The 22,391-nt window shown below is 66.1% G+C and carries 18 protein-coding genes; 7 read left to right on the top strand and 11 right to left on the bottom strand.

Translation table 11 applies throughout. From position 1 onward, the window contains the following. Nucleotides 1-60 precede the first annotated feature (60 nt). Nucleotides 61-864, top strand: a complete 804-nt coding sequence (locus tag AL3_RS10985) for an HAD family hydrolase (protein WP_066300612.1) — start codon at nt 61-63, stop codon at nt 862-864. Here AL3_RS10985 and AL3_RS10990 read toward each other — a convergent pair. Genes AL3_RS10990 through AL3_RS11000 form a run of 3 tightly spaced genes read right to left on the bottom strand, consistent with a single transcriptional unit; the run spans nt 861 to nt 5,471 of the window. Further along, nucleotides 861-1,628, bottom strand: coding sequence for a phosphatase PAP2 family protein (locus tag AL3_RS10990; protein WP_066300613.1), 768 nt, complete (start codon nt 1,626-1,628; stop codon nt 861-863). The two genes, AL3_RS10985 and AL3_RS10990, sit on opposite strands and share 4 nt — an antisense overlap. After that, complete coding sequence (locus tag AL3_RS10995; RefSeq protein WP_205054065.1) at nt 1,625-2,962, bottom strand: alpha/beta hydrolase; 1,338 nt, start codon at nt 2,960-2,962, stop codon at nt 1,625-1,627. Before AL3_RS10995 ends, AL3_RS10990 begins: the two co-directional genes overlap by 4 nt. Next, nucleotides 2,931-5,471, bottom strand: coding sequence for a bifunctional lysylphosphatidylglycerol flippase/synthetase MprF (locus tag AL3_RS11000; protein WP_066300615.1), 2,541 nt, complete (start codon nt 5,469-5,471; stop codon nt 2,931-2,933). The genes AL3_RS10995 and AL3_RS11000 overlap by 32 nt, the downstream gene beginning before the upstream one ends. A 130-nt stretch (nt 5,472-5,601) precedes the next feature. Between AL3_RS11000 and AL3_RS11005 the strand changes: the two genes are divergently transcribed. Both AL3_RS11005 and AL3_RS11010 read left to right on the top strand, forming a co-directional pair. Continuing rightward, the gene (locus AL3_RS11005; RefSeq protein ID WP_246168358.1) at nt 5,602-6,417 is read left to right on the top strand and encodes a glycerophosphodiester phosphodiesterase family protein; all 816 of its coding nucleotides are present in this window, start codon (nt 5,602-5,604) and stop codon (nt 6,415-6,417) included. A 60-nt stretch (nt 6,418-6,477) separates the two neighbouring features. Beyond that, nucleotides 6,478-7,587 (top strand): glycerate kinase, encoded by a 1,110-nt coding sequence (locus AL3_RS11010; RefSeq protein ID WP_066300616.1) that lies wholly within the window; start codon nt 6,478-6,480, stop codon nt 7,585-7,587. A gap of 37 nt (nt 7,588-7,624) precedes the next feature. Here the strand turns inward: AL3_RS11010 and AL3_RS11015 are convergent, their stop codons facing one another. Both AL3_RS11015 and AL3_RS11020 read right to left on the bottom strand, forming a co-directional pair. Then, nucleotides 7,625-8,725: a hypothetical protein gene (locus tag AL3_RS11015; protein ID WP_066300619.1), complete on the bottom strand. Its 1,101-nt coding sequence runs from the start codon at nt 8,723-8,725 to the stop codon at nt 7,625-7,627. Nucleotides 8,726-9,151: 426 nt separating this feature from the next. Then, the gene (locus AL3_RS11020) at nt 9,152-10,465 is read right to left on the bottom strand and encodes a uracil-xanthine permease family protein (RefSeq protein WP_066300621.1); all 1,314 of its coding nucleotides are present in this window, start codon (nt 10,463-10,465) and stop codon (nt 9,152-9,154) included. A gap of 145 nt (nt 10,466-10,610) precedes the next feature. Here AL3_RS11020 and AL3_RS11025 point away from each other — a divergent pair, with 145 nt between their 5' ends. Then, nucleotides 10,611-11,525, top strand: a complete 915-nt coding sequence (locus AL3_RS11025; protein WP_151723839.1) for an SDR family NAD(P)-dependent oxidoreductase — start codon at nt 10,611-10,613, stop codon at nt 11,523-11,525. Further along, a complete protein-coding gene (locus AL3_RS11030; RefSeq protein WP_066300623.1) occupies nt 11,522-12,928 on the top strand; it encodes an aldehyde dehydrogenase family protein in 1,407 nt (468 codons plus the stop codon). The genes AL3_RS11025 and AL3_RS11030 overlap by 4 nt, the downstream gene beginning before the upstream one ends. A 72-nt stretch (nt 12,929-13,000) precedes the next feature. On the opposite strand, the gene pgm is transcribed toward AL3_RS11030, so the two are convergent. From pgm to AL3_RS11060, 6 genes are all read right to left on the bottom strand, one after another. Further along, a complete protein-coding gene (gene pgm, locus AL3_RS11035) occupies nt 13,001-14,632 on the bottom strand; it encodes a phosphoglucomutase (alpha-D-glucose-1,6-bisphosphate-dependent) (protein WP_174522138.1) in 1,632 nt (543 codons plus the stop codon). 109 nt (nt 14,633-14,741) lie between these two features. Continuing rightward, nucleotides 14,742-15,530, bottom strand: a complete 789-nt coding sequence (locus AL3_RS11040; RefSeq protein WP_066300630.1) for an ABC transporter ATP-binding protein — start codon at nt 15,528-15,530, stop codon at nt 14,742-14,744. A gap of 13 nt (nt 15,531-15,543) precedes the next feature. Then, a complete protein-coding gene (locus AL3_RS11045) occupies nt 15,544-16,443 on the bottom strand; it encodes an ABC transporter permease (protein ID WP_066300632.1) in 900 nt (299 codons plus the stop codon). 43 nt (nt 16,444-16,486) lie between these two features. After that, the gene (locus AL3_RS11050; RefSeq protein ID WP_306303031.1) at nt 16,487-17,476 is read right to left on the bottom strand and encodes an ABC transporter substrate-binding protein; all 990 of its coding nucleotides are present in this window, start codon (nt 17,474-17,476) and stop codon (nt 16,487-16,489) included. A gap of 410 nt (nt 17,477-17,886) precedes the next feature. Beyond that, entirely contained in the window at nt 17,887-19,365 is a 1,479-nt protein-coding gene (locus AL3_RS11055; protein ID WP_066300635.1) for a peptide MFS transporter, read from the bottom strand. A gap of 163 nt (nt 19,366-19,528) precedes the next feature. Beyond that, nucleotides 19,529-20,959: an amidase gene (locus AL3_RS11060; RefSeq protein WP_066300638.1), complete on the bottom strand. Its 1,431-nt coding sequence runs from the start codon at nt 20,957-20,959 to the stop codon at nt 19,529-19,531. 136 nt (nt 20,960-21,095) lie between these two features. On the opposite strand from AL3_RS11060, the gene AL3_RS11065 reads away from it, so the two are divergent. Next, nucleotides 21,096-21,422: a rhodanese-like domain-containing protein gene (locus AL3_RS11065; RefSeq protein WP_066300639.1), complete on the top strand. Its 327-nt coding sequence runs from the start codon at nt 21,096-21,098 to the stop codon at nt 21,420-21,422. After that, nucleotides 21,419-22,387: a prephenate dehydratase gene (gene pheA / locus AL3_RS11070; protein WP_246168356.1), complete on the top strand. Its 969-nt coding sequence runs from the start codon at nt 21,419-21,421 to the stop codon at nt 22,385-22,387. The genes AL3_RS11065 and pheA overlap by 4 nt, the downstream gene beginning before the upstream one ends. Nucleotides 22,388-22,391 lie beyond the last annotated feature (4 nt).

A 22,391-nucleotide genomic window follows, 5' to 3' on the forward strand; every position in this document is an offset into this window, starting at 1 on the left:
GCGCGCCCGACGCATAACCACGCCGGCCGGGCTAGTCTGGAAGCCGACGGAAGGGCGGGCATGCGGCTGGTGGCAAGTGACCTGGACGGGACCATTGTGGGACCGGACAACAGGATCAGTGACCGGACGGTCAACGCGTTCCAGAAATGCGTGGACGCCGGAGTCGAAGTCGTTTTCGTCACGGGCCGTCCGCCGCGCTGGCTTAATCCGCTGCGGGAACAGATGGGCCATACCGGCACCGTCATCTGCTCCAACGGAGCCATCCTCTACGACCTGGAAGCTGGCGAAATCACCTGGTCCCGTTCGCTGGAACTGGACGGAATGTTCGAGGCCGCGGGCATCATCCGCAGCCTGTATCCCGCTGTCCGCTTCGCCGCGGAGACGGTGGAGGGGTTCCATCTGGAGCCCGGGTTCCTGGAATCCACGGGCGCTGACCTGCTGGGTGAAGTGACCCCGGCGCCGCTGAGAACCTCCCTGGGTGCCGATGCGCGCGTGGTGAAGTTCCTGGCCCGGGTGGACGACGTCCACCCGGATGAGTTCCTGGGGGCCGTCCAGCCGGCGGTCGCCCACCTGGTTTCCACCACTCACTCGGCACCGTCGGTTCCGCTGCTGGAGATGTCCGCGTCCGGGCTGGACAAGGTGGTGACCCTCGCCGAATACGCCGGGTCGCTGGGAATCAAGCCCGCCGATGTGGTGGCCTTCGGCGATATGCCTAATGATCTGCGGATGCTGGGCTGGGCGGGCCGCGGTTATGCCATGGCCTCCGGACACCCGCAGGTGCGGGCCGCAGCGTCCGCCATCGCGCCGCCCTTTGCCGAAGACGGTGTGGCACAGGTCCTGGAGGATCTTCTCCGGGAGCTCTAGGTTCTGTCCCCTTTATCCGCCGGCGGCGCCGCTGCGGATCCTGCACCTCCGGCGTTCCGCCGGTGCAGCACCTGGTGGACGGTGATAATGATGGCCAGCCACGCCAGCCCCAGGGTCCACGCAACCAGCACGTCCGTGAGCCAGTGATGGCCCAGGTAGACCCGGCTCAAACCCACCGCCGCAATAAACAGTGAGGTGCCGGTAATCACCGCGGTCCTCGCCCGGGGTGAGGGAAGATACAGGACCAGAAGGTAGGCCAGGGTCCCGATGACTGCCAGGGTGTTCAGGGAATGGCCGCTCGGAAACGACGCAGAGTATTCGTAGGGCGGGACGGCGTCTTCCAGGGATGGCCGGTGCCGGCCCACAATCGACTTTCCCACCACGGTGATCAGCAGGGACCCGGCGGCGGCCGTGGCCACCAGGACCAGGGGCGTCCAGGTGCGTTTCCACCAGCACAGCGCCAGCACCGCCGCGCCGGCGATCAGCGGCAGCCCCACAGTGCCGCCCAGGTTGGTCAGCCAGGTGACGGCGGTATCCACTGCCGGGCTGCGGGCTGCCATGGCGGCTTCCAGCACCGGCTGGTCCAGGCCGGCCACACCGTCCTCTTCCGCAACGGCCTCGTAAACGCCTGCGGCGGCAAGGGCCAGGAGCAGCGCCGGAACCAGGCCGGCCACGAGGGTGAGCACCAGTACGGCGTGCCGGCCCAGCACTCCGGTGGCAGCCGCCAGGAGACGCTGGAGCTGGTTGCGGACGGCCTCGATCATTGTCCAAGTATGCCAAGACGCCCGCCCAGCCAGTCGAGGTTGTTGACCAGCCCCGCCTTCCAGACCGCCCAGGAGTGCCCGCCGTCGAGTTCCTGGAACTGGACGTCCATCCCGGCGGCTTTGGCGGCGTCGTACACCTGCTGGCCCTGGGGTGCGTAAACGGAATCGTCCCGGCCCACCACCACAATTCCCGCAGTGTCCGGGAAGCTCTGGACCTTCAGCTTGTCCAGGGCGTTTTGTGCCGTGAATGCTGCGGTGTCCCCGCCGAAATAGGTGTCCACCAGTGCGCCGCGTCCGCCGGGAACTGTTGGTTCGCTCTCTCCGGCGATGTCCAGGAACGTTGGATAAACCTCCGGGAAGTTCACCGCCAGCTGCACCGAGCAGGTCCCGCCGTAGGAGTAGCCGCCCACCGCCCACTGGCTGGCATCCGTGAGGCCCGATGCCAGGTTCGCTTTGACCCAGGCAGGAAGGTCGACAGCCAGGTAGGTCGCCGATTGGCCCGCCGCGGAGTCCAGGCACAGCGGCCAGTTGGCAGCCCCTGCTGCCGAAAGATCCGGAACGACGACGACGGGCGCCAGTCCGTTGTGGGCCGCGGCGAAATCATCCATCACCTGCGCCAGCTGCCCCGCGGTGAACCAGTCGGAGGGAGACCCCGGCTGGCCATGGAGCAGGACCAGGACGGGAAGGTTCTCCGCCGGCGGCGAAGCCAGGTATGCCGGTGGAAGGTAGATCAGCGCAGGGTTCGAGCGGTAGCCGGACCCTGACTCCGAAATGCTTGCCGAGTAGACGCTGCCTTCCGCCGGCATCCCGGGTGGTGGCTGCCACGATGATTCAGTGGCCGGGGGCGGCACGGGATCGGGGGGTGTGCGGGTGGGCAGGGGAGCGCTTGTGCCGGGCCGTTCCAGGAGCGAGGCAATGGTGGGGTACTGGCCGTAGGCCACGTTTACGCCGGTGAACAGGGCTAGGAGGACCAGGAACGCTGCGAGCACCGGCAGGACCCGCGCCGCGAAGCCCTGGGCGGTGAGGAACCGGCGCACCGCGAGGAACTCGGCAAATATGGCCAGAAAGGCATATACGTAGAGGTAGCGCGGCAGGGAAGCGTCCCACCACAGGAAAACGAGCTCAGCGAGGACGAACAGCAGGAGGGTGAAGGCAGCTGCGGTCAGCGCAGCCAGCGGAATCACCCTGGAAAAGTGCCGCCTGCGCCCCCAGCAGAGCCAGGCCACCGAGAGCACCCCCAGCAATAGTGCGGCCACCGGAACAACCCCGGTTGTCAGCGGGATATTCATCGAGGCCAGCCCTTCACCGCGGAGTACCGACGATCCGGCGGGCAAGGCTCAGCCCCTGGCCCACGGAGACGCGGGGGAGATAGGCGCGGCTGAGGGCATTTCCAATGGCCGGCAGGGACGCTGCGTCCGGGTAGGCCATGTAAAGCGGGACGTAGTGCGGCTGGAACTTCGCCTTGAACGCCAGCAGTGACCGAAAGCCGTATACCGGTTCCAGGGCAGCGCCGAGCCGGTCCAGCAGCCAGTCCAGTGCCGGAGGGTTGTCCTCACCCCCTGCACCGTCCCGGGCCCGTGCAAGCGGCACGCCCGAGAGGCTGAGGAACCGATAGCCCTCCTCCTGCAGGGACAGGGCGGCCGAGGCGATCAGGAAATCCATTGCAGCCGGGAACCCGCGGCTGCGCCGCCGCATAAAGTCCAGGGTCCAGCCACGGATTTCTCCGTCCCGGTAAACGGGCAGCCATGACGTGACACCGTGGACGGTCCGGTCTTGGTCGACGGCGACGAGCAGGCGAACGCTGGGATCCTCCATCTCCTCCAATCCGCCCAGGGTAAAGCCCATCTCCGGCATGTGCTTGTCCGCCACCCACTCCTCGGAAATAACGTGCAGCTGGTCAATCACGGACAGCGGCGCCGTGGCGAAGGTTGTCCATTCGGCCCGGACCCCGGACTTCTCCGCTCGGTTCAGGGCCGTCCGCAGGTCCTGGAATTTCTTCCCTTTGAAGGCCAGTGAGCCGAGCTCCAGGACTGTTTCTTCAGCGACCTGGAGGCTGGCAAATCCCAGCGAGGATGTGATGTCCTCCGTGCCTGCACCCACCGAGTAGAAGCAGGGGGTTGTGCCCTGCTCACTGCAGAACGCAGTAAAGCCATCAATGACCTCCCGGCGTTCAGCTTCCGGACCCACCGGATCGCCGACGGTCAGCGCTACGCCAAAGCCCTCCCGGTAGGCGATGTAGGAGTTTCCCGTGGGGGCGAACCAGTAGGAGTTCCCGGTCCACAACGTCATCCAGGACAGTGTGCTCCCGCCTTGGCTGGTCAGCAGCGCCCGGGCGCGGTCCACATCCTCAGGGTGTCTCTCCGGCGCCGGAAGGAGGAAGGACCGGATGAGCAGGACGCAGGTGAGCGCCCAGAACACCACGCCAACTCCCTCGTACAGGATGGCTGCCGGAAGGGTCCGGGGAAGCAGCACCGGAGAATGGTTCCGCAGTTCCAGAAGAGGCAGGAACCGTTGGGGCAGATCAGCCACCAGGGCCCGGGCCGTCGCCTCCGGAGTAAAACCGGTGCGGACCAGATACCCGCCGGCAACGTAGCAAGCGGCGAGCACCGCTGCGGAAAGAACAACGATGGCCGTGAGCCGCCGGTAGGTCCCGGGTGGTGCTGAAACGGTAAACAGCTTCCCGGTGGCGGCCAGCAGGATCATGACCGCAACCGGCACCAGCATGGGCAGCAGCAAGGCCAGCGGTTGTTCCACGGCACCAAACTCGTACCGTTCCCCGGCAGGATTTCCCGTCAGATAGCGGTAGATCCGGAAACCCGCCGCCAGCGTCAGGCCGGCCTGCAGGATCAGGGCGGCCAGCCAGGCGAAGCGGCGGCCCCGGCGCAGCCCGTCCGAGAAAACCACCAGCAGGACCTGCGGGAGAGTGGCCAGGAAGAACCCTGCGGGTCCGGCACGCAGCTCGAAGCGCGCAGCGCTGCATTCGGTCCGGCGCGAGGCATCGGCACACAGGTCAGCGAGATCCTGGGGGCTGGTTGTCTCCACATAGGTGAAGAGGTAACGAAGCACCGACAGCGGACCCACGGCGTGGGCGCTCAACGCAGCGAGGACAGGGCCCACGGCGGAAGCCAGCACCGCCAGGGCCACCAGCACACGGGCTTCCCGGCGGGTGGAAGCAATTCTGCGCAGCATCCGGGGCCGGCGGCCGAACAGCAGCGGGCCGCAGAATCCGCCCGCCAGGGCAGCGCCCAGTGCCATCACGTCCTGGAAGGAACCCGAATACAGGGCCAGCAGAATCAGCACGGTGAAGAGGAACAGGCGGAGGCGTCGGCGCCAGAGGGTTTCCAGCCCGGCGCTGGCTGCTGCGGCGGCCCCGCATAGGAACGCCACCGGGCCCACAAACGACTCGGCTGTCAGCTCCCGCCCCCAGTCGCCGAAGAAAAACCCTGAGACGGCAGCGAAGCCGGTGGCGAACAGGGCACCTGCCACCTGGGTGCCGGCAGCCGCCGCGAGAAACCGCCGGCTCCCGAGGATTTCCTCCGCGGCCAGCCCCATCACCAGGGCAAGGATCGTCCCGCTGATGTACCCGGACAGACCGTTCGCCCACAGAGCGGAGAGCAGCAGGGAGGGCCAGTATTCCGGCAGGGACTCGGAGGATACGCTGACCCAGTCCAGCAGCGGTTCTTCCGGGCCGGAGGCGATGGTCGAAGTCAGGAGGCCGAGCACCCAGAACAAAACCACGAAACCCAGCGTCACCGGTGCCCGGCGCAGGCTTCCGCGCAGCGCGTCGGCAAACCACCGGACCAGCCGCGGGACCCGGCGCCGGGCAGGAACTCCACTATGCATTCGGCCACCTCCATGGCTGCGGTGCCGCAGGGCTCCGCAGCCCGTACCGGTGCGGCCATTGTAGTGACGGTCCCGGCACAGCGGACCTGCCGGCCGTCCCGGCGCGGTGTCTGGGGATAAAGTACACCCTGTGAATCCTGCCCTGCCGTACACACTGCCGTATTACGTCCCGCCAGCGGCCGGGGCCGTGCCCGGTCCGCTTGGCCTGTCCCACCGCGGTTTCTCTCCGGAAGGCCTGGAAAACACCATGGTGGCTTTCGAAGCCGCCGCCGAGTTGGGATTCGGGTACCTGGAGACGGACGTGCGGACCACCAGCGACGGTGTCCTGATGGCCTTCCACGATGAGACGCTGGACCGGGTGACCAACGCCCGGGGTCCGCTGTCCGCCAGGAGCCTGCGGGAACTGAGGGAGGTCCGGGTGGGAGGAACTGAATCCGTTCCCACGTTTGAGGAACTGCTGGTCCGCTGGCCCCGGATGCGCCTGAACGTGGACCTCAAGGACACCGCCGGAGCAGAGGCACTCGCCGCGCTGATCGAAAAGCACCAGGCGCATGACCGGGTCCTGGTTACGTCTTTCTCCGACCGCCGCCGGCTGCGGTGCCTGCGCCGGCTGACCCGGCCGGCTGCCAGTTCCGCCGGTTCCGCTGCCATGGCGCTGATGCTGCTGCTGTCGCCCTTCGGGCTGGGCCGGATCGTGGCCCGGGTGGGCCGGTTCCAGTGCGTGCAGGTGCCGCTGCGCTTCCGCAGGCTTCCCGTGGTGACTCCGGGCTTCCTGCGCCGCTGCCATCGGGCAGGAGTCCAGGTGCACGTCTGGACCGTCAATGACAGGGAACTGATGATGGGCCTGCTGGATCTCGGCGTCGACGGGCTGGTCTCAGACCGTGCCGATGAGCTGGCGGCGGTCCTTTCCTCCCGGGGTGTTTGGCCGCAGGGCGCAGCGGACTGACACTCCCGGCGCCAGCTGTCCTGGCTGTGCCGGCTGCGAGGCGGCTGGCAGGATGGAACCATGCGCGTCCTTATAGCCCCGGATAAGTTCAAAGGCAGCCTGTCCGCCGAAGAAGCGGCAACTGCCATGGCCCAGGGCGTGCTCGCCGTCTATCCGGACGCCGAGGTCACCCGGCTGCCCGTCGCCGACGGCGGCGAGGGAACCCTGGAAGCGGCGCTGGCCGCCGGCGCGGTGGAACAAACCAGCAGCGTCCGCGGTCCAATGGGCCGCGAAATCACGGCTGTGTGGGCCTTGGACGGTTCGACGGCGGTCATCGAGACGGCTCGCTCCTCCGGGCTGATGCTGGTTGAGCCCACGGTGCAGACGTCCCTGGCAGCCTCAAGTTACGGCAGCGGCCAGCTCATCCAGGCGGCCCTTGACGCGGGCGCCCGGGAGATCATCCTCGGCATTGGCGGGTCCGCGATGTCAGACGGCGGCGCCGGCGCCCTCCAGGCGCTGGGCCTGAAGATCCTGGCGGCGGACGGCAGCCAGGTTCCGCTCGGTGGCGCCGGCCTTGCCCTAGCCGCCGCCGTTGACGGTTCGGGCCTGGACCCGCGGCTGAAAGATGTCAGTATCCGGATCGCCGCAGATGTCACCAACCCGCTGACCGGAGCCGACGGAGCCGCTCATGTTTTCGGCGGACAGAAGGGCGCGGACAACTCGGCCCGGCTGCTGCTGGATGAGGCGCTGGTCAACTGGGCCCGGCTGCTGAAGGAGGCCACCGGCGTCGACGTCGACGTTCCCGGTGCCGGCGCGGCCGGGGGATTCCCGGCCGCTTTCCTGGCCTTCACCAACGCCACGCTCGAACCCGGGTTCGGCCTCATCGCGGATCTGGTGGGGCTGGTCCCCGCCCTCGCCGGAGCGGACCTGGTCCTGACCGGCGAAGGGTCGCTGGATGAGCAGTCGCGCTTCGGCAAGGCCCCACTGGAAGTCGCCCGGCTGGCGGCGGGCGCCGGGATTCCTGTGGTGCTCATTGCCGGCCGGATCACCCTGGATCCCAGGGTTCTGGCGGAGTACGGCGTGGAGGCCGCCGTGAGCCTGCTGGATCTGGCGCCGAGCCCCGAAGAAGCGATGGCCCGGGCTGATTATTACGTCGTCCGGGCTACCCGTGCGGCCCTTGAAGGGGCCTGAAGTCCCCTGACGGAGCCCCGGCTGATTCCCGTCCCGGCTAAAGATCCGAACAGCGGATGTGGGTAGTCCACTTATTCGGGGCTTGGGGGATCTCGACGCTGGCCAAATCCGGATCCGCGGCGCATGCCTCCCGGGCTGCCTGAATTCCGGGGGCCCATTCAGGGCCGGAGCCGCGCGCATCATCGATGGGAAAGTAATACACGGACTGCAGAATCAAAAAGGCACCTGCCACCCCGCCCCGAAACTGCCGGCTGTCCATAAGAGCCGCCCAGCGGCCCCGGGCCCCAGCTTCCGCGGCCTTCCGCGGGATCAGGAGGGGCAGCAGCGCCAGCAGGAACATTGAGGGGACAACGCTGTAGCGGCTGATGTAGAAGAACATCCAGTCTTCAGCGGAGACAAAGTCTGAATACCGGAAATAGGGTGCGGGGTTAATCACCACTGCCGCGGTCCAGGTTGCCGCAGACGCAAGGAACCAGATACTGCCGGCCAGGCGTTGCCGGCGGCTGCCAAAGAACCCCACGAGGAGGGCGGCGAAGGCAAATGGGATGGCGCTGACGAGAATCGGCGCTGCACCGAAGGCGTGAATGTGATTGATGATCACCGAACTGGCGCCGTAGAAAATGGCGCCGGTTGAGTTCAGGAAGTATCCGTTGAAGACGGACAGGAAGTCCATGTCCACTTCCATTCCCGGCGCCCGGGGATACACCCACATATTGAACACCTGGCACCCTGCACCGATGACGAAGCCCGTCTTGGCCCACCACAGTCCCCTGTTTCCGGGGCGGAGGAATACCAGGGGGAGGAAGAGCACTGACTGGATTTCGCTCAGGCTGACAACGAGGGCGGAGACCCCCAGGACCAGTCCTCCGCCGATCCCGGCGGGGGTCTTCATCAGGACCCACGGAGTGAGCCACAACAGGTACCAGTGCAGGTTGGCAGCGTTGCCCACCGTTTCCAGCCCGCCGGGAGCAACGAGTACAGGAATCGAAGCCCAGCACAGCCTGGCGGTCAGATTGGCCGTGAGCTCAGAGGAGCAGTAGAAAGTGGCCGCTGCGATCAGGCCCAGGACGATGCTGCACGCAATCGAGATGGCTACTGGATAGACCTCAAGGTCGAAGACCGAAGCGACCAGCGCCACGAGGCAACGTGGCAGGAAGTGCAGATACCCGGCATAGGGGTTGAGCAGGCCGGGCCCCTGGGTGAGGTACTCCTGGAGAAACAGTGCCCCGTCTTCCGCCCAGACCGTGCGCGCGGAAACCGGCGGGATCCGGAAGTAGGAGAGTCCGCTCCCGGCGGCCGTTACGGCAGCCAGCAGGAGGAAGGAGGTCAGGCGGGGGCGCTGCCCCGGCCATCCAGTGTGCTGTTTCCCCTCAAGGCTTATCTGCCGCTCCTCTGAACGTCACGCTTCAGTGGTTAGGTACCACCCCCATAACCGGGTCCGGCAAAGCGGCCGGGCACGGATGCCGGGCCCATGCTAATGGGCAGCCCCGGTGAGGGGAAGCGTAGATGGCCGTGCGGGATGAGGGTGGACACCCCGTCCCGCACGGCCGGCCGAGAGGCGGGACTAGCCGAGGCTGGAGGGCGTGGCGCCCACGTCCTCCTGCGGCTCATCCGGCATGGTGCCGCGCCACCGGGCAATGGCGCTCATGCCGTGATAAATCACCAGGGTGGCCGCCGTACCGAGCGCGATGCCTTCGAAGGTGAGTCCGGCAATGTTCCAGGTGTAGTTGGCGATGCCCACCACCAGGGCCACACCGGCGACCGAGAGGTTGATCGGGTTGGAGAAGTTCACCCGGTTGTCGACCCAGATGCGCACGCCCAGGATGCCGATCATCCCGTACAGCACCACGCCGGCTCCGCCGAGGACGCCTGCGGGGATGGTGGCGATCAGGGCGCCGAACTTGGGGAAGAGGCTCAGCAGGACCGCGACGATGCCGGCGACCCAGTAGGCCGCGGTGGAGTACACCCGGGAGGCAGCCATCACGCCGATGTTCTCGGCGTAGGTGGTGGTGCCCGAACCGCCGCCGGAGCCGGCAAGCATGGTGGCGACGCCGTCGGCCATCAGGGCCCGGCCGGTGTAGGGATCGAGGTTGCGGCCCGTCATGGCCGCCACGGACTTCACATGGCCGATGTTCTCGGCAACCAGCACCAGCACCACCGGAACAAAAAGCCCAATGACGTTGAAGTGGAAGGTCGGTGCGGTGAACTCCGGCAGCCCGAACCAGCCGGCGTCGTTGATCGCAGCGAAGTCCACTTCACCCTGGATGATTGCCGCCACGTAGCCGGCGAGCACCCCGACCAGGATCGAGAGACGGCCGATCAAGCCCTTGAACAGCACGGTGCACAGCAGGATCGCCACCACGGTCACAGTGGCGGTGAGCGGACCGGCCTCGTAGTTGGTTTTGGTGGTGGGCGCCAGGTTGAGGCCAATGAGCGCGACGATCGCGCCGGTCACGACCGGCGGCATCAGAACCTGGATCCAGCGGGTTCCGGCCAGCTGTGCTGCCAGGCCGATCAGGAAAAGCGTGGCGCCGGCCATGATGATGCCGCCAAGGGCGCCGCCGGGACCATGCTGGTTCACGGCTGCGCCAATGGGTGCAATGAACGCAAAGGATGAGCCCAGGTAACTGGGAATCTTTCCGGCCGTGATGATCAGGAACAGGATGGTTCCGATGCCGGAGAACAACAGGGTCGTGGCCGGCGGGAACCCGGTCAGCAGCGGAACCAGGAACGTTGCGCCGAACATGGCGACCACGTGCTGGGCGCCGATGCCGATGGTCCGGGGCCAGGTGAGGCGCTCGTCGGGAGCTACATAGGCGCCAGGCCGAATCGTCTTCCCATCGCCGTGCATTGTCCAGTCTGTGCCGAGCCTGCTCATACGTGTGCCTTCCAAAGGACAAGGGGGAATGATTCGTGGAGAATGTTACCGGTGCGGCATGGTTAGCACGCCTTTGTTGCACGGCACCCAGTATTTTTACCGGCAAGCGATTGGCCGCCCGGCGGCCTGGAACGGACGGAACAGCGTGGGTATATCAGTATCAGGACGGAGCGTCCTCATCACGGGCGGCGCCATGGGAATGGGCCGGCTCTACGCGGAACGGGCTGTGCGCGAGGGTGCGCGGGCCGTGATCCTCTGGGACCGCGATGCGCAGGCGCTGCAGGCAACCGCTGCTGAACTGCGGGCGCTGGGCGGCACTGAGATCCATCCCTATGTGCTTGATGTTTCCTCCGTGGAGGAAATATCCCAGGCTGCTGCGGCCGTGCTGGCAGACGCGGGCGCCCCGGACGTCCTGATCAACAACGCCGGAATCGTCCGCGGAAAATACTTCTGGGACCATTCGGACACGGACATCGACGCCGTGATGACAGTGAATACCCTGGCCCCGATGCACATCACCCGGGCCTTCCTGCCCGCCATGATCGAGCGGCGGACCCCGGCCCGCATCCTGAACGTCGCTTCGGCGTCCGGCACCCTTTCAGTTCCGAAAATGAGCGTCTACACGGCGTCCAAATGGGCCATGATCGGGTGGAGCGACTCGCTGCGGCTGGAACTCGCCGAGGCCGGACACGAGCAGGTCATGGTGACCACGCTGATTCCCAGCTACATCAAGACCGGTATGTTCGAGGGCGCCCGCGGGCCGCTGATGACCCCGCTGATGGAGCCCGGATTCGTGGTCAACAAGGCCTGGACCGCGCTGATGGAAGGCAAGGCCCGGGTGCAGCTGCCCTGGACCGTGCCGCTGGGCAGTGCCCTGCGCGGGCTGTTGCCACAGCCGGTCTGGGATGTTGTGGCAGGGCGTGTGTTCAAGGTTTACCAGTCAATGGACCACTTCACCGGGCGGCCTGGGGCAGCGGGTGCAGATCCGCACCCTGCCGGAAAAATACAAGCCGGGCAGGCACAAGGAATCATGCAGGGGCAGACAGGGGGCCGGGGATGAGCACCTCAACGCAAACCTGGACCGGAAAGGGTGTCGATGGCATTCCCGCGCAGGTCGCCGCCGTCCGGAAAACGTACGATTCTGGCCGGACCCGCCCGCTCGCCTGGCGGCGTGCGCAGCTGAAAGCTCTCCTGGGGCTGCTCTCCGAACGCGAGGAGGAACTCCTCGCCGCCCTGCGCACAGACCTGGGCAAGAACCCGCTGGAGGGCTACCTGACCGAGGTCTCCATCACCCGCTCAGAGGCTGAATACACCCTCAAGCACCTGGATGGCTGGGCCCGCGTCCGGAAGGTGCCGGTCCCGCTTGGCCTGCAGCCGGCGTCGGCCCGCACCGAACCCCAGCCGCTGGGTATGGTGCTGATCATCGCGCCCTGGAATTACCCGGTGCAGCTGCTGCTGGCACCGCTGATCGGCGCGCTGGCGGCCGGAAATGCCGCAGTGCTCAAACCCAGTGAACTGGCTCCGGCAACGTCACGGACGCTGGCCCGGCTGCTGCCCGAGTATCTGGATTCCGAGGCCGTGGTGGTCATCGAGGGGGCCCAGGCGGAATCCGAGGCGCTGCTCAAGGAACGCTTCGATCATATTTTCTTCACCGGCGGAGAACGCGTCGGCAAGGTGGTGATGCGGGCGGCCGCGGAGCACCTGACCCCGGTGACGCTGGAGCTGGGCGGCAAGTCTCCCGCCGTCGTGCTGGACGGGAACCTGGCCACGATCGCGCGGCGGCTCGTCTACGGGAAGCTGATGAATGCGGGGCAGACCTGTGTGGCACCGGACTACGTCCTCACCACGCCGGAGGCCGCCCCGAAGCTCGTGAAGCAGCTTGGTAAAACCATCCGTGAGTTCGTCGGCAAGGACCCGTCCCGGAGCCCGGACTTCGGCCGGATCATCAATGAACACCACTTCGACCGGCTCACCGGCTACCTCCAGGACGGGACAGTGGCGTCCGGGGGCCGGTATGAGAGGGACAGTCTCTACCTGGAACCCACTGTGCTGACCGGGGTACCGCTGGACGCCCCGGTGATGCGGGAGGAGATTTTCGGTCCGATCCTGCCCGTGGTGACCGTGCCGGACCTGGACGCGGCGATGGACATCATCAACTCCCGGCCTGCGCCGCTGGCTGCCTACCTGTTCACCTCCTCAGCCGCACAGCAGCGGCGGTTCGAGGAAGGGATCCGGGCCGGCAGCGTGAACCACAACGCGGCCATCGTGCAGCTGGCCGTCCCCGAACTTCCGTTTGGCGGTGCGGGCGCCAGCGGAATGGGTGCTTATCACGGCAAGGCCTCGTTCGACACGTTCAGCCAGCTGCGGCCGGTGTTTTCCAAGGGCACACTGCTGGACACCCTGCGCGTTGCCTACCCGCCGTACAACGGGTTCAAATCCCGGATCCTGCGGCGCCTGCTCTAGCGGAACCCGCCCGGAAAATGCCTGCGGCTCCCGAACAGACGTCCGGGAGCCGCAGGCAGGTGGGGGCGCAGGCTAGGAAATGACGCCGTCCACGATCGCCTTCGCCTCGTCCTGGACCTGGCGCAGATGCTCCACGCCCTTAAAGGACTCGGCGTAGATTTTGTACACGTCTTCGGTGCCGGACGGCCGGGCTGCAAACCAGGCGTTCTCCGTCGTGACCTTGAGGCCGCCCACTGCCGCACCGTTGCCCGGTGCTTCGGTCAACCGGGCGGTGATTTCCTCACCGGCCAGGGTGGTTGCGGTGACGTCCGACGGCGCCAGCTTGGACAATGCTGCCTTCTGTTCGCGGGTGGCCGGGGCGTCAACCCGCGCGTAGACCGGGTCGCCGAAGCGGCCGGTGAGTTCGCGGTAGTGCTGGGACGGCGTTTTCGAGGTCACGGCAGTGATTTCCGAGGCGAGCAGGGCCAGCAGGATGCCGTCCTTGTCCGTGGTCCAGGCGGTCCCGTCCAGGCGCAGGAAGGAGGCGCCGGCGGATTCCTCTCCGCCGAAGGCAACTTCACCGGACAGCAGGCCGGGAACAAACCATTTGAAGCCCACCGGAACCTCCATCAGCCGGCGGTCCAGGCTGGAGGTCACCCGGTCGATCATCGAGGAGGAGACCAGGGTTTTGCCAACCATGGCATCGCCGCGCCAGCCGGAACGGTTCGCGTACAGGTATTCCACGGCTGCGGCGAGGTAGTGGTTCGGGTTCATCAGGCCCGCGTCCGGGGTGACGATCCCGTGCCGGTCGGCGTCGGCGTCGTTGCCGGTGGCAATGTCGTACTGGCCGGCCTGCGCAATCAGGGACGCCATCGCGTTCGGGGAGGAGCAGTCCATGCGGATCTTCTCATCCCGGTCCAGGGTCATAAAACCGAACTGCGGGTCCACGTTGGGATTCACCACCGTGAGGTTCAGGCCGTACTGCTCACCGATGGCACCCCAGTAGTCCACCGACGCCCCGCCCATGGGATCGGCGCCGATGTGCAGGCCGGCGGCGGCGATGGCATCCATGTTCAGCACTGATCCGAGGTCGCCGACGTAGTTCTGGAGGAAGTCGTAGGAGCCCACGGAGTCGGCCAGCCGGGCCTGCCCCAGCGGGATGCGCTTCACGCCCCGCAGTCCGTTTTCCAGGAGTTCATTGGCCCGGTTCGCGATCCAGGACGTGGTGTCGGAATCCGCGGGTCCGCCGGAGGGCGGGTTGTATTTGAAGCCGCCGTCGGCCGGCGGATTGTGGGACGGGGTGATCACGATCCCGTCCGCCTGGTCCGTCCGGGTGGCGTTGTGCTTCAGGATGGCGTGGCTCAGGGCCGGGGTGGGCGTAAAGCCGGTCCGCGCGTCGATCAGCACGTTAACGCCGTTGCCGGCCAGCACTTCGAGGGCGGTGTTCTGCGCCGGCTCGGAGAGGGCATGGGTGTCCTTGCCCATAAACAGCGGCCCGGTGATGCCCTGCCCTGTGCGGTACTCCACGATCGCCTGCGTGATGGCGGCGATATGGGGTTCGTTGAACGCGGCTTTCAGCGAACTGCCGCGGTGGCCTGAGGTACCAAAGGCGACGCGCTGTCCGGGATCCGAGAGGTCCGGGGCGACGTCGAAATAGGCATCCAGGAGTGCCGTCAGGTCAACGAGGTCAGAAGGCTGGGCAGGGGTACCGGCTCGGTTAGACATAGACCCAAGCATGCCAAAGATTCCTGCTTCTCCGCAGCGAAACGGCAGAAAGTGCCCCCTTCGACGTTTGGCAAAGGGGGCACTTCCGGTTTCTGCCGGCCGGGCCGGGCTACTGGAGCATGGTCCTGTCGTCCAAACTGCCCTTGATCTTCTCGAACTCGTGCAGCAGGTCCGGGACGGTCATTTCCGCCTTCTGGGCACTGTCCAGGTCCAGGATGATCCGGCCCTCATGCATCATGACCAGGCGGGTGCCCAGATCCAGGGCCTGCTGCATGTTGTGCGTAACCATCAGCGTGGTGAGCCGGTGCCGCTGCACGATTTCCCCGGTCAGCCGGGAGACCAGCGCCGCGCGCTGCGGATCGAGTGCCGCGGTGTGCTCGTCCAGCAGGAGGATCTTGGGTTCGCTGAAGGTGGCCATCAGCAGGGACAGCGCCTGACGCTGCCCGCCGGAGAGCAGGCCAACCTTGGACTTCAGCCGCCCTTCGAGCCCCAGTTCCAGGGATTTCAGTTCCTCACGGAACAGCTCGCGCTTTTTGGCCGAGACACCCCAGCCCAGGCCGCGGGTTTTTCCGCGCTCATAGGCGATGGACATGTTCTGTTCGATGCTCAGCTGCGGCGCGGAACCGGCCATCGGGTCCTGGAACACGCGCCCGATGTAGCGGGCCCGCTGGTGGTCCTGCAGCCGGGTGACGTCCCTGCCGTCAATAATGACTGATCCGGTGTCCGGCCGCAGCTTTCCGGAGACCATGTTCAGCAGCGTGGACTTGCCGGCGCCGTTGCTGCCGATGACCGTGAGGAATTCCCCGGCCGCCAGCTCCAGGTCGATGTTCGCCAGGGCGGTCCGTTCGTTGACGGTTCCGGCGAAGAAGGTCTTCTGTACGTTCTGGATTTTCAGCATGTTCGGTTCCCGGCTAGCTCGACGTCGTAACGGTGGACTTCCGCAGGCTGCGGAACGTGGGCAATCGGCGGAACAGCTTCCACTGCGGCAGCACCAGCGCCACAACAACCAGGACCGCGGAGATGAGCTTCATGTCCGACGGGTTGAAGCCCACCTGCAGGGCCAGGGCAATAACCAGCCGGTAGACGATGGAGCCCAGGATCACGGCCAGTGTGGAAATCACGATAATGCGGCTGCCGAAGACGGCCTGGCCGATGATCACCGAGGCCAGCCCCACCAGGATCAGGCCGATGCCCATGCCGATGTCCGCAAAACCCTGGTACTGGGCGATCAGGGCGCCGCACAGGGCTACGAAACCGTTGGAGATCGCCAGGCCCAGGATCTTCATCCGGTCAGTGCTGACACCGAAGCTGCGGATCATTTCCTGGTTGTCGCCGGTGGCCTGCATGGCCAGGCCCAGGTCGGTGTGCAGGAACCAGTCCAGGAAAAGTTTGACGCCGATGGCCAGCAGGGCGAAAATCGCGATTGCGACGACGCCTCCCAGGTAGCCGTTCTCCCGGAGCGGGGAGATAAGGGTGTCCTCCCGGAGCAGCGGGAGGTTGGCCTTGCCCATAATCCTCAGGTTGATCGAGTACAGCGCGATCATGGTGAGGATGCCGGCCAGCAGGCCGTTGATTTTGCCCTTGGTATGCAGCAGTCCGGTGACGCAGCCGGCCAGCAGCCCGGCACCGAACGCCGCGGCAGTGGCGGCCAGGGGCGGAGCCCCGTTGATAATCATGACGGCCGCCACGGCCGCGCCGGTGGTGAAGCTGCCATCCACCGTGAGGTCCGGAAAGTCCAGGATGCGGAAGGTGAGATAGACACCCAGGGCCATCACCGCATAGATAAGCCCCAGTTCAACAGCAGTGATCATGGAAGATCCGTTCCTTCAAGCAGATAGTGATGGCAGCGGGAGGTTATTCGATGACCTTGTCGGCCTTCTCCAGCAGGGCAGCAGGGATTTCGACTCCCATGTTGGCCGCAGCGGACTTGTTGACGATGAGCTGGATTTCAGTCAGTGTCTCCACCGGCATCCCGGCCGGGTCAGCGCCGTCCTCAAGGATCTTCAGTGCCATCAGTCCGGTCTGGTAGCCCAGGGACTCGTAGTCGAGGCCGTAGGTAGCCAGGCCGCCGTTTTCCACGGAGTCGCCTTCGCCAACCACAACGGGGATCTGCTTGGTTTCCGCAATCTGAATGACCGACTGCAGGGCCGAGACGACGTTGTTGTCAGTGGGAACGTACAGGGCATCCACGTCCAGGGACTCGGTGGCCTGCTGCACCTCGGCGGAGTTGCTGACGGTGGCCAGCTTGACCTCCAGGCCGAGCTCCTTCGCCGCTTCCTGGGCAAGTTCCACCTGCACGTCGGAGTTGACCTCGCCCGAGCTGTAGACAATGCCGACGCTCTTGGCGTCCGGAGCCAGTTCCTTGATCAGACCAATCTGCTCCTTGACCGGGTTCAGGTCCGAGGTGCCGGTGATGTTGGCACCCGGGCTGTCCCAGGAATCAACCAGGCCGGCAACTTCCGGCTCGGTGACCGCGGTGAACAGCACCGGAACGTCGGTGATCGCCTGGGCAGCCGCCTGCGCTGCGGGGGTGGCGATGGCCAGGACCAGGTCCTTGCCGTCCGAGGCGAAGGTGGACGCGATGGTGGTGGCCGTGGCCTGGTCGCCGGCAGCATTCTGGATATCCAGTTCCAGGTTCTCGCCTTCGGTGTACCCGTTCTCCTCAAAAGCCCGGATGAAACCCTTGCGGGCCTGATCCAGGGACGGGTGCTCCACCAGCTGGCTGATGCCGATCCGGACCATGTCGGAGCTTCCGGCAGCTGTGTCGCCGCCGCAGCCTGTGGCTGCAAGTGAGACACCCAGCAGCAGGGCCCCCAGTGCCCCTGTCTTCGAACGTTTCATCATTGCCCTTTCAGTGCGCTGCCCAGCGGCGGACGGCGCCGGGGCAGGGTGACGTGGTACCGGGCGGGGCCCCGGGTCCTTGGGGCCGACGTCGTTATCGGTCCCTCGGTGCACGGGTGCCTTTGCGCACCGGCTGGTTCCACGATACTAACTGTGAGGGTGGTCACATTGTCTAATTCGGCGCGCACTGTGAAGACAGTTGACTGGTTGTTCGTGGCCATCAAGGACAAAAATCATTGCTCAAGGAGCCATGGCCGTCAGATTGTCTAGGTTGGATTGCGTCCGCTTTGCCGTTGAACCTGCCGTTGAACTTGCCGCTGAACGCAGAAGTGCCCGCCCTGCAGGAACAGGGCGGGCACTTCCATGCCGGTGGACGCCGGCGGGCCCCGGTGGGGCCGGCTGCAGGGTGGGGGCTACCGCACCCCGCCCATGAGCTTCTTGATCGAGGGGGCGCAGAGGGCCAGGACGATGCCCAGCACGACGGCGGTGATCCCCAGGAAGGAGAAGTAGGCCACTTCGGTCTCCGCCGTGTAGAACTGCGCGAGCCAGCCCGAAAGGGTGCTGCCCAGGGACACCGAGAGGTAGAACAGTGCCACCATCTGGGTCGGGAAAGCGGACGGAGCGAGCTTGGTTGCCGCGGAGAGTCCGATCGGGGAGAGCGAGAGCTCAGCGAAGGTGAACAGCAGCAGGATGCCGGCCAGTGCCAGCAGCGGTGTGCTGTTGGGGCCGCCGCCGGAGAACGGAATGAAGGCGAGGAACGCCAGGCCCATCACGCTCAGCCCAATGGCGAACTTCACCGGGGTGCCCGGCTGCCGGGTGCCCAGCTTGGTCCACATGCTCGCGAAGATGGCCGCGAAGATGATGATGAAGATCGGGTTGATCGACTGGACGAAGCTCGGCGGCATCTGCCAGCCGAACAGGTCCAGGTTCAGTGAGGAGTCGGCGTAGATTGCCACCACAGTGAACTGCTGCTGGAACAGGGCCCAGAAGGCGGTGCTGGCCACGAAGAGCGGCATAAAGGAGAACACCCGGCGGCGTTCCAGTGTGTTGACGCGCTTGCTGGTGAGGATCACCGCGAAGTAGGCGATGGACGCGATCAGGGCCAGCGCAGCCATGAAGCTGACCAGGTTTTCGCTGGTCACCACGCCGAAGACGATGGCCAGGGCGACGACGACCAGCGCTGCTGCGGTGATTGCGCCCATGCGGGCGTACTGGCTCTTGGGCAGCGGATTGGCGACGAGGTGTGCCGATTCCGGCAGGTGCTTGCGGGTCGCAGCGTACTGGGCCAGGCCGATGGCCATACCAACGGCGGCCAGGCCGAAGCCGAAGTGGAAGCCCATGCTGTTCCAAACCAGTCCGGTCAGGATCGGGCCCAGCAGGCCGCCAATGTTGATGCCCATGTAGAAGATGGAGAAACCGGCGTCCCGGCGCTCATCCTTCTCCGCGTAAAGCGTTCCCACGAGGGCAGTGGCGTTGGCCTTCAGGCCGCCGGAGCCCAGGGCAATCAGCACCAGGCCGATGGCCAGTCCGGCGTAGCCCGGGACCAGCGAGAGTGAGATATGGCCCAGCATGATGATGATGGCCGAGTAGAAAAGGGTCCGTTCCGAACCGAGGATGCGGTCCGCCACCCATGCACCGAGAATGGTGGAGAGGTAGACGCCGCCGCCGTAGGCCCCGACGAGTCCTGCCGCGACCCCTTCGTTCATGCCCAGTCCGCCGTCCGTGACGGAGTAGTACATGTAGTACAGCAGGATGCCCTGCATACCGTAGAAGGAGAACCGCTCCCAGAGCTCAACGCTGAACAGGTTGGCTAGCATCCGGGGGTGGCCGAAGAAGGCCTTGCGCGTAGGTGCTGCAGACGCGGGTTGTGTGGAGGGAGGACTTGAAGTCATGTCTCCATCGTCGCAAAGCCTAGCGAGGTCCGTTTAAGCATGTTGCTCAAAAACCGGTTGCTTCTAGGGGTTAGAAGCAAGGTTCTGTGTGGAGAATCACCGCAAATTGCACACTTTTGTCCACATTTTGGACAAAATGGCGCTCCATGAAGGTGTTCACCTGTTATTGGGACTCCAGCTGGGCGGCGACGGCCAGCAGCTCCGCCTCGGCGCCGGGCCGGCCGATCAGCTGAATGCCCATCCACAGCCCGTCCGCCGTGCGGTAGGTGGGAACCGTGATGGCCGGCAGGCCGCAGACGTTGACCATCGAGGTGAACGGCGAATAGCGGCACTGCCGCGCATAGTCCTCATCGGCGTCGCCCGTCCAGTACCAGCCGATGGGCCGTGGGGTCATTCCAAGCACCGGAGTGAGCATCATGTCCCACGCGGCATACTGCCGGATGGTGTCTTCCTCGAAACCGCGCAGGATGTCCACGGCTCCGGCCAAATCCGCCGCAGAGCGCTGGAGGGCACGGCGGCGCATGGTCGCCGTCAGCGGAACCAGCTGGTCTTCCTGATCGGCCGGAAGGGGAATGTTGGCGAGCGGGGCGGTCCAGACGAGGCTGAAGGCGTCCGGATACCGTTCGTCATACTGCACGTCGGCATCTTCGACGATGTGACCAGCACCGGTCAGTGCGAGCACCCCGGCCTCCAGCCCGAGGACGGCCTCCGGATCCAGTTGGATGTCGAGACGGGATTCAAAGGGGGAGCGGGTGCTCAGGCCAATCCGGAACCGTCCCTCAGCCCGCAGGGCGGCTTCCAGGAAGCTGCCGCCAGGAGCTGGGGCGGAGGTGGCATGGAAATTCGGTTCGGCCACCATGGCGTCCAGCATGAGGGCCGCATCTGCCGCGTTCCGGGCCAGGGGGCCGGCCACGACGAACTGCCCCAGGTCGCGTTGTCCGCCGCCCGCCGGAATCCGGCCGCGGTTGGGTTTCAGGCCGACCAGCCCCGTTGCAGCCGCCGGGATACGCACGGATCCCCCGCCATCGGTGCCGGGGGCAAACGGGAGCATTCCAGCAGCCACTGCAGCCGCGGAGCCGCCGGAGGATCCACCCGGGCTGAGGGACGGGTCCAGCGGGTTGCGCGCCGGCGGTGCAATGAGGTTCTCGCTGTAACTGCTGAGGCCGAACTCCGGAACCTGCGTTTTTCCGAGGCTGATCGCCCCTGCGGCGCGGAGGATGGAGGCCAGCGGCCCGTCCTCCGCAGCCGGCGCCGGGGGTACGGCCGCGCTGCCCATGGTGGTCGGCACGCCGGCGACATCGGTGAGGTCCTTGTGGGCCAGCGGCATGCCGTGAAGCAGCGCCGGGGCCCGGCCCTGCGCCAGGGCTTCATCGGCCCGGAACGCCTCAGCCCGGGCGAGGTCCGCGGTGACCGCAATAAACGCTCCGAGCGATGGGTTCAGGGCCTCGATCCGGCTCAGATAGTACTCAGTGACTTCCCGCGCGGAGACTTGGCGCGCGGCCAGGGCGTTTCTCAGCTGCAGGGCGGTCAGTGCGCCCAGTTCTGCATCGGAAGGCGCATCTGCAGGGCCGTGCGCGGGTGGGCCAATGGGCATTGCTACCTCCGGGGCGGGGGCCGTCTGGTTCTCTGGCGGTGCATCCCACTATAGGCTGGATGGCAGGCAGAACCGCCCGCGTGTCCGCGGGTTTACCGCCTAGTCAGCCCAGGCAAGGAACTACTGCGAGGAAGCTATGAGCGAGATGGAAAACGTGTCAGTGGAAGCCATTCCCGTAGGCGCCAAGATACTCGATGTCCGCGAGGACTATGAGTGGGAGGCCGGACACATTCCCGATGCCTTGCACATTCCCCTGGATCAGCTTCCGGACCGCCTGGATGACCTTGACCCGGACGGGGACCTCGCCGTCATCTGCCGCACCGGCGGCCGCAGCGCCCGGGCCACGCAGTGGCTGGAGGCGCACGGCTATTCGGCTGTAAACGTCACCGGGGGCATGGGCGCCTGGCTGGAAGCCGGCAAGCCGATGGTCTCCGATGCCGGAACGGAACCCACAGTCGTATGAGTGCTCCCGGCAAGGCTGCGGCCCTGGACTCCCGCCTGCCTGGCACCATGGTCTACACCTTCCTCGGGCCCGAGGGCACGTTCACCGAGGCCGCCCTGCTGCAGGTCCCCGGCGCCGAGGACGCTGTCCGGATTCCCTCGACCTCGGTCACGGCGGCACTGGAAATGGTGCGGTCCGGACACGCGAACGCTGCCGTGGTGCCCATTGAGAACTCGGTGGAGGGCGGCGTCAGTGCCACCCTGGATGCCATCTCCGTTGGCCAGCCGTTGAGGATCCTGCGGGAAATCCTGGTCCCGATCACCTTTGTCCTGGCCGTGCGGCCGGGCATGGAACTTGCCGACGTCCAGCGGGTCTCCACCCACAGCCATGCCTGGGCGCAGTGCCGCAACTGGGCTGCGCAGAATATTCCGCAGGCGGAATATCTTCCGTCCTCCTCGACTGCGGCAGCCGCCGTCGGGCTGCTGGAAGAGGATTCCGGGTTCGACGCCGCCATCTGCGCGCCGCTGGTGGCCGCCAGGCTCGGGCTGAACGTTATTGCCCGCGGCATTGGGGACTACGCGGAGGCCGTCACCCGCTTCATCCTGGTCAGCCTGCCGGGCCTGCTGCCCGAGCCCACCGGGGCAGACAAAACCACAGTGGTGATCCCGTTGCCTGAGGACCGGCCCGGCGCCCTGATGGAAATCCTGGAGCACTTCATGGCCCGGGGCGTGAACCTCAGCCGCATTGAATCCCGCCCCACCGGCGCATTCCTGGGGGACTACTTCTTCAGCATTGACGCCGACGGGCACGTCTTCGATGCCCGGGTGGCAGACGCCCTCAAGGGGCTGCACCGGATCTCCCCGGACCTTCGGTTCCTGGGCTCCTACGCCCGGGCTGATTACCGCCGGCCGGAGGTGCTGCCGCACACATCGGACCAGGCGTTCGAGGCAGCCGATCAGTGGCTTGAATCCCTGATTAACGGCTGAGCGC

It is taken from the genome of Arthrobacter luteolus NBRC 107841, from assembly GCF_001552075.1.
GTDB lineage: Bacteria > Actinomycetota > Actinomycetes > Actinomycetales > Micrococcaceae > Arthrobacter_B > Arthrobacter_B luteolus.

Bases quoted from the DNA above. Each gene is read 5' to 3' on its own strand.
- AL3_RS11045 (WP_066300632.1), bottom strand. From the start codon at position 16,443: ATGATCACTGCTGTTGAACTGGGGCTTATCTATGCGGTGATGGCCCTG.
- pgm (WP_174522138.1), bottom strand. From the start codon at position 14,632: ATGTCTAACCGAGCCGGTACCCCTGCCCAGCCTTCTGACCTCGTTGAC.
- AL3_RS11060 (WP_066300638.1), bottom strand. From the start codon at position 20,959: ATGCCCATTGGCCCACCCGCGCACGGCCCTGCAGATGCGCCTTCCGAT.
- AL3_RS11020 (WP_066300621.1), bottom strand. From the start codon at position 10,465: ATGAGCAGGCTCGGCACAGACTGGACAATGCACGGCGATGGGAAGACG.
- AL3_RS10985 (WP_066300612.1), top strand. From the start codon at position 61: ATGCGGCTGGTGGCAAGTGACCTGGACGGGACCATTGTGGGACCGGAC.
- pheA (WP_246168356.1), top strand. From the start codon at position 21,419: ATGAGTGCTCCCGGCAAGGCTGCGGCCCTGGACTCCCGCCTGCCTGGC.
- AL3_RS11065 (WP_066300639.1), top strand. From the start codon at position 21,096: ATGAGCGAGATGGAAAACGTGTCAGTGGAAGCCATTCCCGTAGGCGCC.
- AL3_RS11040 (WP_066300630.1), bottom strand. From the start codon at position 15,530: ATGCTGAAAATCCAGAACGTACAGAAGACCTTCTTCGCCGGAACCGTC.
- AL3_RS10990 (WP_066300613.1), bottom strand. From the start codon at position 1,628: ATGATCGAGGCCGTCCGCAACCAGCTCCAGCGTCTCCTGGCGGCTGCC.
- AL3_RS11055 (WP_066300635.1), bottom strand. From the start codon at position 19,365: ATGACTTCAAGTCCTCCCTCCACACAACCCGCGTCTGCAGCACCTACG.
- AL3_RS11050 (WP_306303031.1), bottom strand. From the start codon at position 17,476: ATGATGAAACGTTCGAAGACAGGGGCACTGGGGGCCCTGCTGCTGGGT.
- AL3_RS11030 (WP_066300623.1), top strand. From the start codon at position 11,522: ATGAGCACCTCAACGCAAACCTGGACCGGAAAGGGTGTCGATGGCATT.
- AL3_RS11000 (WP_066300615.1), bottom strand. From the start codon at position 5,471: ATGCATAGTGGAGTTCCTGCCCGGCGCCGGGTCCCGCGGCTGGTCCGG.
- AL3_RS11010 (WP_066300616.1), top strand. From the start codon at position 6,478: ATGCGCGTCCTTATAGCCCCGGATAAGTTCAAAGGCAGCCTGTCCGCC.